The following is a 13,363-nucleotide window of genomic DNA, read 5'->3' on the forward strand; positions in this document are numbered from 1 at the left end:
ACCCGCCGCAGCGTCGAGGCCGGGGCACCGCCCGAGATCACGGTGACCGCGCCGGACGGCACGGTGACGCGCCGCGCGCCGCGGCCGGCGGGGGGCGGGCAGGCGGTGCTGGAGCTGCCCGCCGGCCTGGCCGGCGTGTGGCAGGCGAGCGATGGCCGCCGCACCGCCTTCGCCGCCTCGGCCGCCGCCAACCCGCCCGAGATGGCCGACCTCCGCGCCGATGCGGGCGCCGCCCTGCCGCTGGCCCGCGCCACCGGCGGCGGCGCCCACTGGCTCGGCGCCGGCGCCGAGCCCGCGGTGCCGGAGCTACGCCGGGTGGCGGCGGGGCGCGACGCCTCGGGCGGCAACTGGATCGGGCTGCGGCGGAACCAGGACCATCTGGTGACGGGCATCGCCGCCCTGCCGCTGCTGCCGCCCTGGCTGGCGCTGCCGCTGGTGCTGGGGCTGGCGCTGGTGGCCTGGCGGCGCGAGGGGCGGTAGGCGCGCGCCTCCCGCGCCGCTCCCGGCTTCCTCCCGCTCCGGGCCTCCTGCTGCTCCGGGCCTGCCAGGCACCCGCCCTCGCGGCGACACGGCGCCGGCTTCTGGATGATGCGGCGCGGGCTTCCTATCTGTTGGGAAAAGGGATTGAACGCCATGCGCCGCATCCTGCCTGCCCTTCTCCTGCCTGCCCTTCTGGCGGGCTGCGCCGCCCCTGGCCCGACGCTGGAGCAGCGCCTTTCCACCTTCATCAACCGCAGCGAGGCGGAGCTGGTCGCCCGGCTCGGCGTGCCGGTCCGCACCTATGAGACGGGAGGGCGGCGCTTCCTGCAGTTCGAGGAGCGGCAGACCGTGTTGGTGCCGGGCGACCCTTGGGGCTATGGCTATTACGGCTATCGCCGGCCCTGGCACACGCCCTCCAGCTATGCCGTGGTGCAGTGCGACATGACCTTCGCGATCCGCAACGACAGGGTCGAGAGCTTTACCGCGCGCGGCCAGGGCTGCGACTGACCGCCACCACGATGACGATCCGCGCCGGATGGCTTCGCCCGGCGCCGCAAATGGTCTAGGAAGGACGCCATGCGCCGTCTCCCGATGCCCGCCTCATCATCCGCCTTCCCGCTGGGCGCCTTCCCGCTGGGCGCCGTCCTGCTGGGCGCCGCCGTGGCCGCCACGGTAGCCGCCGGCCTGCTCATCGGCCCGCCGGCCCAGGCGCAGGACCAGTACCAGCGGCTGCGCGGCCCGATGACGCCCGATGCCCAGGCCCAGCCGCGCCGCGCCGAGCCGCCGGCCCTGCCGGGGCTGGCCGGCCGCCGGAGCCCGGCGCCGATCCCCGCCGAGGCCGGGCAGAACCTCGGCCCCAACGAGGCGCTGTTCGACGCCATCAACCGCGGCGACCTCGCCGCCGCGCGCGACGCCATGGCGCGCGGCGCCGATCTCGGCGCCCGCAACATGCTGGGCCTGACGCCGATCGATTCGGCGGTGGACCAGGGGCGGAGCGAGATCGCCTTCTTCCTGCTCTCCTCCCGCGGGCCGGCGCCGGCCATGGCGCCCGCTCCCGCCGCGGCGTCCTCCACGCCGCCCGGCCTGTCCGGCGGCCCCGCCCCGCGCCCGGCGCCCGCGCCCCGCGTGGCCGCAGCCCCCGCGCCCCGCCCCGCCCCCGCCGCGCCGCGCCTCTGGAGCGAGGATGGCGGCGCGCCGAGGCCGGACCGGGGCTTCCTGGGCTTCGACGCCGGCCGCCCCGGCGGCTGAGCCGGGGCCGGCCCGCTCCTCCCTTTCCGCAACCCGGGGGCGGGCCCGCGCTTTCCTTGTCCCGGCGGCCGCCGGTTCCTGGCGGCTCCGAGGATGGGAGGGCCATGACCCATGGCGGCACGACCCCTGCGCCGGGTGCTGATCTGGACCGGCATCCCGGCGCTGCTGCTTCTCGCCCTGGTGCTGCTCTGGTCCTGGGCCTGGTTCATCCCGCTGCTGGAGCGGCGCGCCGAGGCGGCGCTTGGCCGGCCCGTGCAGATCGGCGGGCTCGATGTGAGCCTCGGCCGGCTGACCGACATCACCCTGACCGATCTGCGCGTGGACAATCCGGAGGGCTTCCCGCCCGATCCGCCCTTCGCCACCGTGCCGAGCCTGCGGGTGCGGGTGGACGTGATGGCCTTCATCCGCGAGCGGCGCATCGTGCTGCCCGAGATCGTCATCGACCGCCCCCGGCTCGAGGTGCTGGCCGATGCGGAAGGGCGGAACAACTATTCCTTTCCCGCCCTCTCGGGCGAGGGCGAGGGGGCGGAGCCTGCGGCCGAGCCCGGGCCGGCGCCGCAGGTGGGCGAGCTGCGCATCGCGGGCGGCGAGGCGCATGTGGCGCTGGCGCCGCTGCGCGCCGACATGCGCCTGACCGCCGAGACCGAGCATCCGGAGGGGCAGCCCTCGCGGCTGCGCGTCGCGGCCGAGGGGCGCTATGCCGACCAGCCCATCACGGGCGAGCTGCTCGGCGGCGCCGTGCTGTCGCTGCGCGACGCGGACAACCCCTGGCCGGTGGAGCTGTCGCTGCAGAACGGCCCCACCCGCGCCACCCTGCGGGGCACGCTGAGCGACCCGCTGCGCTTCGCGGGCGCCAATCTGCGGCTGGATTTCTCGGGCCCCGACATGGCGCTGCTGATGCCGCTGACCGGCGTGCCCTTCCCTCCCACGCCGCCCTACCGCGTCACCGGGCAGCTCGACTACGCGGCGGGCGCCGTGCGCTTCACCGGCATGGAGGGCACGGTCGGGCGCAGCGACCTCAACGGCGACATCGCGGTGGAGCCACGCGAGGGCACGCGCCCGCTGGTGACGGCCACGCTGCGCTCCCGCCGGGTGGATCTCGACGACCTCGGCGGGCTCATCGGCGCCAGCCCGGGCGATGCGCCGCGCCGCCCATCCGGCGCCGCCCGGCGCGAGCGCGTGCTGCCCGACACGCCGGTGAACATGCCCAAGCTCCAGTCCGCCGATGTCCGCCTGACCTATGACGGCGCGCAGATCCTGGGGCAAGCCATGCCGCTCGACGACCTGCACGCGGAGCTGGCCATCACCGACGGCGCCGTCGCGCTCAAGCCGCTGCGCTTCGGCGTCGGCCGCGGCCGGATCGAGATCGGCCTCGACGCCGCGCCGGCCGAGGGCGGCGGGCTGCGCACCAAGGCCCAGATCTCCTTCCAGCGCGTCGACCTGTCGCGGCTGATGGGCGTCACGCCGATGGGCGAGGGGCAGGGGGCGATCGGCGGCTCGGCCCGCATCGAGACGCAGGGCCGCAGCGTGGCGGAGATGCTCGGCCGGGGCGATGGCGGCATCACCCTCGGCATGGCGGGCGGCAACCTCTCGGCGCTGCTGGTGGACCTGTCGGGGCTGCGGCTGGGCAACGCCATCCTGTCGGCGCTCGGCCTGCCCGACCGCACGCGGGTGCAGTGCTTCGTCGCCGATCTCGGCCTGCGGCGCGGCGTCCTTTCCACCCGCACCGTGCTGATCGACACGGAGGACGCGGTGATCAGCGGGCGGGGCGACATCAACCTGGCGCGCGAGACGCTGGACTATGCGCTGCGCACCGAGGCCAAGAGCTTCACCATCGGCTCCCTGCCCGCCGACATCCTGATCCGCGGCCCGTTCCGCGACCCCAGCGTGCTGCCGGACCCGGTGGAGCTGGGCGCGCGGGGCGGCGCGGCGGTGGGGCTCGGCATCATCGCCCTGCCGCTGGCGCTGCTGCCCACCATCCAGCTCGGCATCGGCGAGGACAAGCGCTGCGAGGGGCTGGCGCGGCGGGCGCGCTGAGCGGGCTTCAGCCGCGCTGCTCGGCGGCGAGGTCCTGGCGCAGCAGGTCGGCGTTGATGGCGAAGGCGGCCATGGTGCCCTGCGCCGCGGCGACGATGGCCATCTGCAGGTGGGGCGAGGAATCGCCCGCCGTGTAGAGGCCCTTCACGCAGGTGCTCCCGTCATGCCCGGCGCGCAGCAGGCCGCGGCTGGTCAGCTCGCAACCCAGCTTCAGGGCCAGCTCGCAGCGCTGCCGCTGCGGCATGGACAGGAACAGCCCCGCCCGCGGCAGCGCCGAGCCATCGGCGAAGCGCAGCGCCCGCAGCCGGCCCTCCTCCGCCTCCAGCGCCACCAGCGGGGATTCCCGCAGCCCGATGCCGAGGCCGCGCAGCCGGGCGCGGTCCCGCGCGGGGATCTCGGTGCCGTCGGTGCAGAGCACCAGGTCGTGGCTCCAGCCGCGCACCTCCAGCGCCATGCGCACCGCCTCGCGGCCCGCGCCATGGACGGCGAGCGGCCGGTCGCGCCGCTCGTAGCCGTCGCAATAGGGGCAGTGCCACACGTCGCGGCCGTAAAGCTCCTCCAGCCCCTCGATGGCCGGCAGCTCGTCGCGCAGGCCGGTGGCCAGCAGCAGGCGGCGGGCGAGCACCGGCGCCTCCCGCCCGGCCAGGGTGACGGCGAAGCCGCCCTCATCGTCGCGCGCCTGCGCATCCGTCACCGCCACCGGCGCCACCTGGATGCCGGGATAGGCGGCGAGCTCGGCGCGGGCGATGCGGCGGAACTCGGCGGGGGGGATGCCCTCGCGCGTCAGGAAGCCGTGCATGGCGGTGGCGCGGTCGTTGCGGTGCTCGCCCGAGTCGCAGAGCAGCACCCGCCGCCGCGCCCGGCCCAGCAGCAGCGCGGCACTCATCCCCGCCGGGCCGCCGCCGACGATCACCACGTCCCATTCGGCCTGCATCGGCTTCTATCCCAGCATGGAGGCGATGTTGGAGCCGCCACTGGGGTAGGCGGTCATCATCCGTGAAAGATCGTCCGCCGTCATGCCGGCGCGCATCGCCAGGGCGAAGACGTTGATCACCTCCGGCGCTTCCGGCCCCAGCAGGTGCGCGCCCAGGATCAGTCCGCTGCCCGGCGCCACCAGCAGCTTGTAGGCCGCCGCCGTCTCGCCCGTGCGGCGGACGGACTGGTAGCCCGCCATGTCGCCCTGCCGCACCTCCACACCGGGGTGGTCCTCGCGCGCCCGGGCCTCGCTCAGCCCCACCGAGGCCATGGGCGGGATGGTGAAGACGGCGCTCGGCACCACGCCGTAATCCGGCTTGGTGTGGCAGCCCTCCAGAAGGTTGCGCGCCACCACGGCGGCGTCGTGGCTGGCCACGGGGGTCAGGGCCGGCCCCTGCGCGGCGGCGTCGCCGGCGGCGAAGACGCGCGGGTTGCTGGTGCTGCGCAGATAGGGGTCGAGCGAAAGGCGGCCCTTCTCGGTGGCCACGCCGCCGGCTTCCAGCCCCAGCGCCTGGAGGGCGGGGCGGCGGCCGAGGCCGTGCACCACCAGCGCGCCCTCGAACGTCCGGCCATTCCCGCATTCCACGGCGAAGCCCTGGCCGCGCCGCGCGATGCGCTCCACCTTGCAGTTCAGCGCCACCTCGATGCCGAGGGCGCGCGTGCGTTCCAGCAGCCGCGCCACCAGCTCCGGCTCGAACTGCGCCAGCGGCCTGTCGTCGTCCTGGATGATGGTGGCGCGCGCGCCGGCGCGGGCCGCCAGATGCGCGCACTCGAAGGCGATGTAGCCGCCGCCCACCAGCACCAGGCTTTCCGGCATGGCCTCCAGCGCCAGGAAGTCGTCGCTGGTGGCGAGCAGGCCAGCGCCCTCGATGGGCAGGCGCGCCGGCGCCGCGCCGGTGGCGATCAGCACATGCCGCGCGGTCAGGCGCCGCTCGCCCACCGCCAGCGTGTCGGGCGACAGGAAGCAGGGCTGGCCGTGGATCGGCACGATGCCGGCCTCGCGCAGGCTGGCCTCGCGGTTCTCCGGCACCGGGTCGGTGAAGCTCCGCTTGAAGGCCTGCGCGGCGCCCCAGTCGAGCCGCAGCGCGCTGCCGCCCTCCACGCCGCGCGGCGCCAGGAGGCGGGCCCGCTCGGTGGCCTCCGCCACGGTCCAGAACACCTTCTTGGGCTCGCAGCCGCGCAGCGCGCAGGTGCCGCCGAAGTCCCGCACCTCCACCACGGCCACGCTCCACCCCGCCGCGCGGCAGGTGGTGGCGACCTTGGTTCCGGCGGTGCCGGAGCCGAGGACGACAAGGTCGAAGTGCCCGCCGTCCGGATCCCTGGCGTCTGGATCTCTGGCGTCTGGGTTTCCGGTGTCCGGCATGGGGGAGGGTCCCGCGCTAGGGGCAGGGAGGCAGCACCGCGCCGGGCGGGCGGGTTGCCGCGGAGCGGGAGCGCGGCAAGGCGCCCCCGCCGGTGGCCGTCCTGCTCAGAGGATCCGCAGCCGGCCCAGGATGTAGCCGATGCCGGCCGCGATCGCGAGCGAGGTCAGCGGCTGCTCGCGGACATTGTCGCAGAGCTGGCCAAGGGCGTTCTCGGCCTGGCCCTGCATCTGGTTGGACATGCCGCGCGCCTGGTAGTCCCGGTTGCCGGTCAGGCCGCCGACGGCGTCCTGCACACGGCCAACGGTTTCGCGGGCGGCGCCCGTCACGCGGTTCTCGTCCATGTCTGCGTCTCCTGCGTCCATCGTGCCGCGCCCTCTGGCGCGGCGGTCCGCAGGTTGAACGCGGCAAATGGCGATTGGATGCGTGTTGCGCCGCGCCGCGCCCCGTGCTGTGCCTGCCGCCGCCATGACCGCCAACCCGCCCACCGATCCCGTCGCCGGAAGCGATGCCAGCGCCGGCCCCGATGCCGATCCGCCCGCCGATCCGCCCGCTGGCCGCATCGTCCCGCCCGTGTGGCTGCGCCAGGGGGCTCCGGCCGCCGTGCTGGCCGCGCTGCCCGGCGCGCGCGCGGTGGGCGGGGCGGTGCGCGACGCGCTGGCCGGCCGGGACGTGCACGACGTGGACGTGGCCGCGCCCCTGCCGCCCGAGGCCATCGCCGCGCGGCTGCGGGAGGCGGGGCTGAAGGTGTTCGAGACGGGGCTGCGGCACGGCACCGTCACCGCCGTGCTGGACCACCAGCCGGTGGAGGTGACCAGCCTGCGGCGGGACCTCGCCACCGATGGCCGCCACGCCACCGTGGCCTGGACCGAGGACTGGCGCGAGGACGCGGCGCGGCGGGACTTCACCATCAACGCCCTTTCCCTGGATGCCGAAGGGCGGCTCTGGGACTATTTCGGCGGCCGCGAGGACCTGGCCGCGGGGCGCGTGCGCTTCGTGGGCGACCCGGCGACGCGGCTGGCGGAGGACTATCTGCGCGTGCTGCGCTTCTTCCGCTTCCAGGCGCGCTACGGGCGGGGCGCGCCGGACGCGGCGGCGCTGGCCGCCATCCGCGCCGCCGTGCCGGGAATGGCGCGGCTTTCGGCGGAGCGGGTGTGGATGGAGCTGAAGCGCCTGCTGGAGGCGCCGGAGCCGGCCGGCGCCCTGGCCCTGATGCGCGAGGCCGGGGTGCTGCCCGCCGTGCTGCCGGAAGCGGGTGACCTCGCCCCGCTCGGCCGCCTCGGCGCGCCGCCCGACCCGGTGCTGCGCCTGGCCGTGCTGCTGCGGCCCGGCGCGCCGGCCGCCGCGCTGGCCCGCAGGCTGCGCCTTTCCGGCGAGGAGGCGAAGCGGCTCGGCGCTTTGTGCGAGGCGCCGCTCCCCGCTCCCGGCCTGGAGGGTGCCGCGCTGCGCCGCTGGCTGGCGGAGCTCCCTTCCGCCGCCGCCCTGGACGCCGCCTGGGCCGCCGAGGCGCGGGACGGGCAGGACCGCGCCGCGTTGCGCGCGCGGATCGCCGCCACGCCGCGCCCGGTGTTTCCCTTGCAGGGCCGGGACGCGCTGGCGCTCGGCCTGCCCCCCGGCCCGGCGGTGGGCCATGCGCTGGCGGCGGTGCGCCGCTGGTGGCTGGAAGGCGGCTGCGAGGCCTCCGCCGCCGCCTGCCGGGAGGAATTGCGGCGCCGGGCATCCGCCTGACGCCGCCCTCCACCCGTGCGATGCCATGCCTGCCGGGTGGCGGCGGGGCGGATGGCGTTCCTGCCATGTTCTTGACTTCCGCCCCCGCGCGCGCCCAGAGTCCGGCCGGAACGGAAGAGGAACCGACCATGCCGGAGGGCAGCATCCGCCCCGCCGCCTCCGCCCTGCTGGAAGGCGTGCGGAAGGGCCGTGGCGCCACCAGCAACCCGCCGGCGCGCTTCGACCGGCTGGCCACCGAGGCGTTCGACGACGGCTGGGAAACGCTGGAGGACAGCTTCGCCGCCCTGCCGCCGCTGCCCACCACCCTGACCCGCGATTCCTCCCGCACCGTCATCGCCTGGAACAACTCCCCCGATGTCGGCTTCGACCGGGCGGTGAACCCCTATCGCGGCTGCGAGCATGGCTGCGTCTATTGCTACGCCCGGCCGAGCCACGCCTATCTCGGCCTATCGCCGGGGCTGGATTTCGAGACGCGGCTGCTGTTCAAGCCCGACGTGGCGGCGCTGCTGGAGAAGGAGCTGCGCAGGCCGGGCTATGTGCCGCGCCCGATCGCGCTCGGCTCCAACACCGATCCCTACCAGCCGGTGGAGCGGCAGCTCCGGCTCACCCGCGCCGTGCTGGAGGTGCTGGAGCGGTTCGGCCACCCGCTGACCATCGTCACCAAGTCGGCCGGCGTGCTGCGCGACATCGACATCCTGAAGCGCCTGGCGGAGCGGCGGCTGGTGCGCGTCTGCCTGTCCGTCACCACGCTCGATGCGGGGCTCGCGCGCATCCTGGAGCCGCGCGCCGCCACGCCCGAGCGGCGGCTGGCCGCCCTCGCCGCGCTGGGCGAGGCCGGCATCCCCACCGCCGTGCTCGCCGCGCCGATGATCCCGGCGGTGAACGACATGGAGCTGGAGCGCATCCTGGAGCGCGCCAGCAGCCTCGGCGCCAGCCGTGCCGGCTATGTCCTGCTGCGCCTGCCGCTGGAGATCGCCGGGCTGTTCGAGGACTGGCTGCGCGCCCACATGCCGGACCGCGCCGAGCGGGTGCTTTCCCTGGTGCGGCAGACGCGGGGCGGCCGCGCCTATGATGCGGACTTCGCCCAGCGCATGTCCGGCACCGGCCCCTATGCCGAGATGCTGGCGCGCCGCTTCCGCGTCGCGGCGCGCCGGCTGGGGCTGGACCGCGCGGGGCCGGCGGGGGCGGGAGAGGCAGGGGCGGCTGGCATGGAGCAGGCGGGGATGGGGCAGGCGGGGATGGGACAGGGAGGCCTGGACTGCACCCGGTTCGCCGTGCCTCCCCGGCCGGGCGAGGGCCGGCAGCTCGCCCTGTTCTGAACCCTCCGGCTGCTGATCCCCTGGCCGCCGGATGACGGCCGCCGGATGACGGCCGGCGGAAGCACGGCCAGTGGAAGCACGGCCAGTGGAAGCACGGCCAGTGGAAGCACGGGCGGCGGAAGCACGGGCCGTGCAGGCGCGGGTGGCGGCGGCGGGGGCGGTTGATCCGCCGCGCTGCGTGCGCCACCTTGCCTTCCGGCCTATCATGCCGCCACAGACTGGAACGGAGCCGGAAGGACCGATGGCCGAATTGCTGCGCGAGCCCGAGCGTGACCGCCTCATCGCCTATCTGGAGCGGCATCTCCTCCGCACCGTCACGCTCGACGGGCAAGCGGTGCCGGCCCTGCGCGAGACCCATCCGCCCTTTCCCACCTCGGAATGGTGCTGGACGGCCGACAGCGCCACCGCCCTCGAGATGCTGGCCCAGCCCCATCTGCATGACCGCTGGAGGGGGATGGCCGATGGCCTGACCGACTTCCTGCTGGGAATGGGCACGGGCCACCTGCTGTTCAGCCGCGTTTCCCCGCCGGAATGCGTGGTCCGGAGCGCCGATCCGCGCCAGTTCCTGATCCGCACCCGGAGCCACGAGTTCCGCGGCGACCTGTCGCGCGGCGTGCTGGTCCAGTCGGTGCGCGGCGGCGCGGCGCGGCGCGAGATCCACCACACCGGCCACCTGGTGGAGTTCCGCACCGGCCGGCAGCGCCACTGCCTCGACGTGGAGGACAGCATCGTCGATTGCGGGGTGGAGCCGCGGCCGGACGGCGTGGTGCTGTTCCACGAGAGCGCGCTGAGGGTGCAGGGCGGGCTGCTGCGCAAGACGGAGCGCGAGGTGGGGCGGCTGCGCTACGAATACGCCATCGGGGGCGGTGACCCGCGCCTGCTGCTGCGCGTGACGCTGCGCGCGGCGCCGGGGGTGGTGCTGGAGAACGTCCGGCTGACCACCGCGCTGGACGCGCTTTCCGCCGAGCCGGAGCGGCCCTTCCGCCACCTCGTCGCCGAGCGGAACGGGCGCCTCCAGCCCCTGCCGGTGCCCGGCGCGGAGCTGATCGCGCTGCACCAGGGCCCGACCCGCCTGTTCAGCCTGACCGAGGAGGCGGCGCCGGGCGCTGCCAATGGCGTCCACATCGCGCCGCTCGCGCCCCAGGCGCTGCACAGCATCAAGGCCCAGGGCCTGCAGGGGCGCCTGCACTGGGTGCTGACGCGCTACCTCTTTCCCCGGCTGGAAGGCGGCGCCGAGGCGGCCATCCGGGAGGCGCGGCTGCTCACCGCCGGCACCCATGCGGCGGGGCTGCCCGCCTATGAGGCGATCCTGGCCGATCCCGCCATCCTTTCGGGCCGCGACGCCGGGCTGAGCGCCGATGTCGGCACCGCCCTCAACGCCATGGCGACGCAGCTCTTCTTCGCCGCCCGCAACGCCTATGCGGTGCCGTTGCCGGCCGAGCGGCAGGCGCAGATGCGCGTCTGGTACGACCGGCACCTGGCGCAGTTCTTCGCCGGAATGGAGGCGGGCGGGGAGCCCGCCATGGGGCGCGCCTATCTGCGGGCCCTGGCCTTCGCCCTGCTCTCGCTCGACACCATGCTGCGCGCCACCGGCGAGGCGCGCTACGCGGCGCTGCTCGATGACGGGCTGACGCTGCTGCTGCGCCTGCAGCAGCCGGAGGAGGCGGGCGGCGCCTTCGCCGATTACGGCCAGGCGGCCTATCTGGACTGCCACGCCGCCGCCATGCTGGCGCTGGCCCGGCTGCTGCCGCGCCGGCCGGAGCCGGCGGTGCAGGCGGCGCTGCGGCAGGCCCTGGCGGCGGTGCGGGTCGGCACCCTCGACGTGCCGCTGGAGAAGGGGCCGCACCGGCTGGATACCCCCTTCGTGCGGCGGCGCCGCAATGGCCGATGGGACGAGGATGGCGGCTTCTGGTCCTTCAAGCTGGGGCTGCTGATGCGGGCGCTGAACGCGCTGCGGCTGGCGGCCCAGGGCGGCTTCATCGTGCTGGAGCCGGCCGAGCAGGAGCACGTCGCGGCGCTGAGCGAGGCCTGCTTCGCCGGGCTGCGCGGCCGCGTGCGCGACCTGGGCGACACGCTGGAGGTGCTCACCAGCCCGGTGGCGGGGGAAGGCAACGCCGCCACCCAGCCCGCCGTGCTGATGGGGCTGATGGCGCCCGACGAGGCCATCCTGCGGCTTTCGCAGCCGGCCGCGGCGCTGGGCTGAGGCACCGCCCGTGAGCCTGCGCAACTGGCGCCGCCATGCCGGCCGCGCGGCGCTGCTGCTGGCCCTGCTGCCGGCCGCCTGCGCCGCCCCGCCCGCGCCGACCGCCGCCCTGGCGCCGCCCCTGCCCTACCCGCCCGCGGCGCGCGAGCGGATGCTGCGCCTCGCCCTGGCGGAATGGGAGGAATGGGGCCGCATCGTCGTGGACCCCGCGGCGGGCGGCCTGCACGAGGATGCGCCGCGTGCCGCCGTGGCGCCGCCCGGGCCGGAGGCGGCGCTGGCCAACTTCCCCCGCGTGCTGGCCTATTGGCGCGCCACGGAGGAGGGCGATGCCGCCATCCTCCGCAACCGCGCCCGCTACGCCAACGCGCTCGCCCATCCCGGCGCGCCCGCCTCGCTGTGGACGGAGCCCGCCTGGTCGGCCGCCTTCATCAGCTACGTGATGCGCAATGCCGGCGTGGACCGGCGGGAATTTCCCTTCTCCGCCGCGCATGCCTTCTACATCGACGGCCTGCTGGCCGATGCCCGGGCCTTTCCCGCCACCGCCCCCTTCGTGCCGCGCGACTGGTCGGCCGCCGCGCCCCGGCCGGGCGACCTGGTCTGCGCCGACCGCTCCGGCCGGCCGCTGGCGCACTGGCAGGAGCGCTGGGCCGAGATCGGCCAGTTCCGGCCCATGCATTGCGACATCGTGGTGGCCGCCGGCCCCGGCGCGGTGGAGGCGGTGGGCGGCAACGTGGCCGATGCCGTCACCCTTTCGCGCTTCCCGGCCGACGAGGCCGGGCGGCTGCTGCCGCGCCCGGCCGGCGGCCCCGCCTGGTTCGCCGTGTTCGAGAACCGCCTGGGGCAACTGCCGCCCTGGCAATTCCCGGGTCACGCCCCGGGCAGCTGAGGAACCCTTCATGACCGACCTGTTCGAGCCCTTGACCCTGCGCGGGGTGACGCTGCGCAACCGCATCGGCGTCTCGCCCATGTGCCAGTACAGCTGCGCGCCGGACGGCCTGCCCACGGAATGGCACCTGGCGCACCTGCATGCGCGCGCCATCGGCGGCGCCGGGCTGGTGATCGTGGAGGCCACCGGCGTCAGCCCCGAGGCGCGGATCACGCCCGCCGATCTCGGCCTGTGGAGCGACGCGCACATCCCCGGCCATGCGCGGCTGGCCGCCGCCATCGCCGCCGCCGGCTCGGTGCCGGGCATCCAGCTCGCCCATGCCGGGCGCAAGGCCAGCAGCATGCCGCCCTGGGTGGGCGGCGTCGCCGGCCCGGAGCAGCATGGCTGGGAGCCGCTGGCGCCGAGCGCGGTGGCCTTCCCGGGCCTTGCCATGCCGCGCGCCATGACGGAGGCGGACATCGCCCAGGTGATCGCCGACTTCGCCGCCACGGCGAAGCGGGCGGTGGCGGCGGGCTACCGCTTCATCGAGATCCACGCGGCGCATGGCTACCTGCTGCACCAGTTCCTGTCGCCGCTCTCCAACCAGCGCAACGACGGCTGGGGCGGCGACTTCGCCGGCCGCACGCGGCTGACGCGCGCGGTGGTGGAGGCCGTGCGCGCGGCCGTGCCGGACGACATGCCGCTGGCCATCCGCTTCTCCCACACTGACTGGGCCGAGGGCGGCTGGACCACCGAGGAGACGGTGGAGCTGGCGCGGCAGGTGAAGGCGCAGGGCATCGACCTGGCCGATATCTCCTCCGGCGCGCTGGTGCCGGCGCAGATCCCGGTGGGCCCCGGCTACCAGGTGCCGGGTGCTGCCGCCGTGCGCGCCGGCGCCGGGATCCCGGTGGCGGCCGTCGGCATGATCACCGAGCCGCGGCAGGCGCAGGAGATCCTGACCGAGGGCAAGGCCGACCTGATCCTGCTGGCCCGCGCCCTGCTGCGCGACCCCTACTGGCCGCTGCACGCGGCGGCCGCGCTGGGCCGCACCGAGGCGCTGCGCATCCCGCCGCAATACGACCGGGCCTGGGGCGCCCTGGGCAAGATGCCGATGGACGATGCCATCGCCGAGCCGATGCCCGCGCTC

At 75.7% G+C, this 13,363-nt stretch carries 11 protein-coding genes and 1 pseudogene; 9 read left to right on the top strand and 3 right to left on the bottom strand.

Annotated elements, in window-relative coordinates; translation table 11 throughout:
* From CR162_RS22530 to CR162_RS19010, 4 genes and pseudogenes are all read left to right on the top strand, one after another.
* Positions 1-480 (top strand): annotated as a pseudogene (locus CR162_RS22530) (hypothetical protein); the annotation flags it as partial.
* A gap of 153 nt (positions 481-633) precedes the next feature.
* A complete protein-coding gene (locus CR162_RS19000; RefSeq protein ID WP_099097094.1) occupies positions 634-987 on the top strand; it encodes a hypothetical protein in 354 nt (117 codons plus the stop codon).
* A 69-nt stretch (positions 988-1,056) separates the two neighbouring features.
* On the top strand, positions 1,057-1,728 hold the full coding sequence (locus tag CR162_RS19005; protein ID WP_141563244.1) for an ankyrin repeat domain-containing protein: 672 nt from the start codon (positions 1,057-1,059) through the stop codon (positions 1,726-1,728).
* A gap of 111 nt (positions 1,729-1,839) precedes the next feature.
* Positions 1,840-3,765 carry an AsmA family protein gene (locus CR162_RS19010; RefSeq protein ID WP_099097096.1) on the top strand — a complete coding sequence of 642 codons (1,926 nt, stop codon included), beginning with the start codon at positions 1,840-1,842 and terminating at the stop codon, positions 3,763-3,765.
* Between the two features lie 7 nt (positions 3,766-3,772).
* Here the strand turns inward: CR162_RS19010 and CR162_RS19015 are convergent, their stop codons facing one another.
* The 3 genes from CR162_RS19015 to CR162_RS19025 form a co-directional block, all read right to left on the bottom strand.
* Positions 3,773-4,699, bottom strand: coding sequence for an NAD(P)/FAD-dependent oxidoreductase (locus CR162_RS19015; protein ID WP_099097097.1), 927 nt, complete (start codon positions 4,697-4,699; stop codon positions 3,773-3,775).
* 6 nt (positions 4,700-4,705) lie between these two features.
* Positions 4,706-6,103: a dihydrolipoyl dehydrogenase family protein gene (locus tag CR162_RS19020; RefSeq protein ID WP_099097098.1), complete on the bottom strand. Its 1,398-nt coding sequence runs from the start codon at positions 6,101-6,103 to the stop codon at positions 4,706-4,708.
* A gap of 105 nt (positions 6,104-6,208) precedes the next feature.
* Entirely contained in the window at positions 6,209-6,445 is a 237-nt protein-coding gene (locus CR162_RS19025) for a CsbD family protein (protein WP_099097099.1), read from the bottom strand.
* A 124-nt stretch (positions 6,446-6,569) separates the two neighbouring features.
* Between CR162_RS19025 and CR162_RS19030 the strand changes: the two genes are divergently transcribed.
* The 5 genes from CR162_RS19030 to CR162_RS19050 form a co-directional block, all read left to right on the top strand.
* A complete protein-coding gene (locus CR162_RS19030) occupies positions 6,570-7,829 on the top strand; it encodes a CCA tRNA nucleotidyltransferase (RefSeq protein WP_099097103.1) in 1,260 nt (419 codons plus the stop codon).
* 128 nt (positions 7,830-7,957) lie between these two features.
* Positions 7,958-9,148, top strand: a complete 1,191-nt coding sequence (locus tag CR162_RS19035; protein ID WP_099097100.1) for a PA0069 family radical SAM protein — start codon at positions 7,958-7,960, stop codon at positions 9,146-9,148.
* A gap of 241 nt (positions 9,149-9,389) precedes the next feature.
* The gene (locus tag CR162_RS19040; protein ID WP_099097101.1) at positions 9,390-11,351 is read left to right on the top strand and encodes a hypothetical protein; all 1,962 of its coding nucleotides are present in this window, start codon (positions 9,390-9,392) and stop codon (positions 11,349-11,351) included.
* 10 nt (positions 11,352-11,361) lie between these two features.
* Positions 11,362-12,237: a DUF2272 domain-containing protein gene (locus tag CR162_RS19045; RefSeq protein ID WP_245870497.1), complete on the top strand. Its 876-nt coding sequence runs from the start codon at positions 11,362-11,364 to the stop codon at positions 12,235-12,237.
* A 10-nt stretch (positions 12,238-12,247) separates the two neighbouring features.
* A partial coding sequence (locus CR162_RS19050; RefSeq protein WP_099097102.1) for an NADH:flavin oxidoreductase/NADH oxidase occupies positions 12,248-13,363 on the top strand: 1,116 nt, incomplete at its 3' end.

This window comes from Teichococcus rhizosphaerae, assembly GCF_002631185.1.
In the GTDB taxonomy this organism is placed as follows: domain Bacteria; phylum Pseudomonadota; class Alphaproteobacteria; order Acetobacterales; family Acetobacteraceae; genus Pseudoroseomonas; species Pseudoroseomonas rhizosphaerae.

Coding starts and splice junctions, on each gene's coding strand:
- CR162_RS19025 (WP_099097099.1), bottom strand. CDS start 6,445: ATGGACGAGAACCGCGTGACGGGCGCCGCCCGCGAAACCGTTGGCCGT.
- CR162_RS19015 (WP_099097097.1), bottom strand. CDS start 4,699: ATGCAGGCCGAATGGGACGTGGTGATCGTCGGCGGCGGCCCGGCGGGG.
- CR162_RS19035 (WP_099097100.1), top strand. CDS start 7,958: ATGCCGGAGGGCAGCATCCGCCCCGCCGCCTCCGCCCTGCTGGAAGGC.
- CR162_RS19000 (WP_099097094.1), top strand. CDS start 634: ATGCGCCGCATCCTGCCTGCCCTTCTCCTGCCTGCCCTTCTGGCGGGC.
- CR162_RS19010 (WP_099097096.1), top strand. CDS start 1,840: ATGGCGGCACGACCCCTGCGCCGGGTGCTGATCTGGACCGGCATCCCG.
- CR162_RS19030 (WP_099097103.1), top strand. CDS start 6,570: ATGACCGCCAACCCGCCCACCGATCCCGTCGCCGGAAGCGATGCCAGC.
- CR162_RS19005 (WP_141563244.1), top strand. CDS start 1,057: ATGCGCCGTCTCCCGATGCCCGCCTCATCATCCGCCTTCCCGCTGGGC.
- CR162_RS19040 (WP_099097101.1), top strand. CDS start 9,390: ATGGCCGAATTGCTGCGCGAGCCCGAGCGTGACCGCCTCATCGCCTAT.
- CR162_RS19020 (WP_099097098.1), bottom strand. CDS start 6,103: ATGCCGGACACCGGAAACCCAGACGCCAGAGATCCAGACGCCAGGGAT.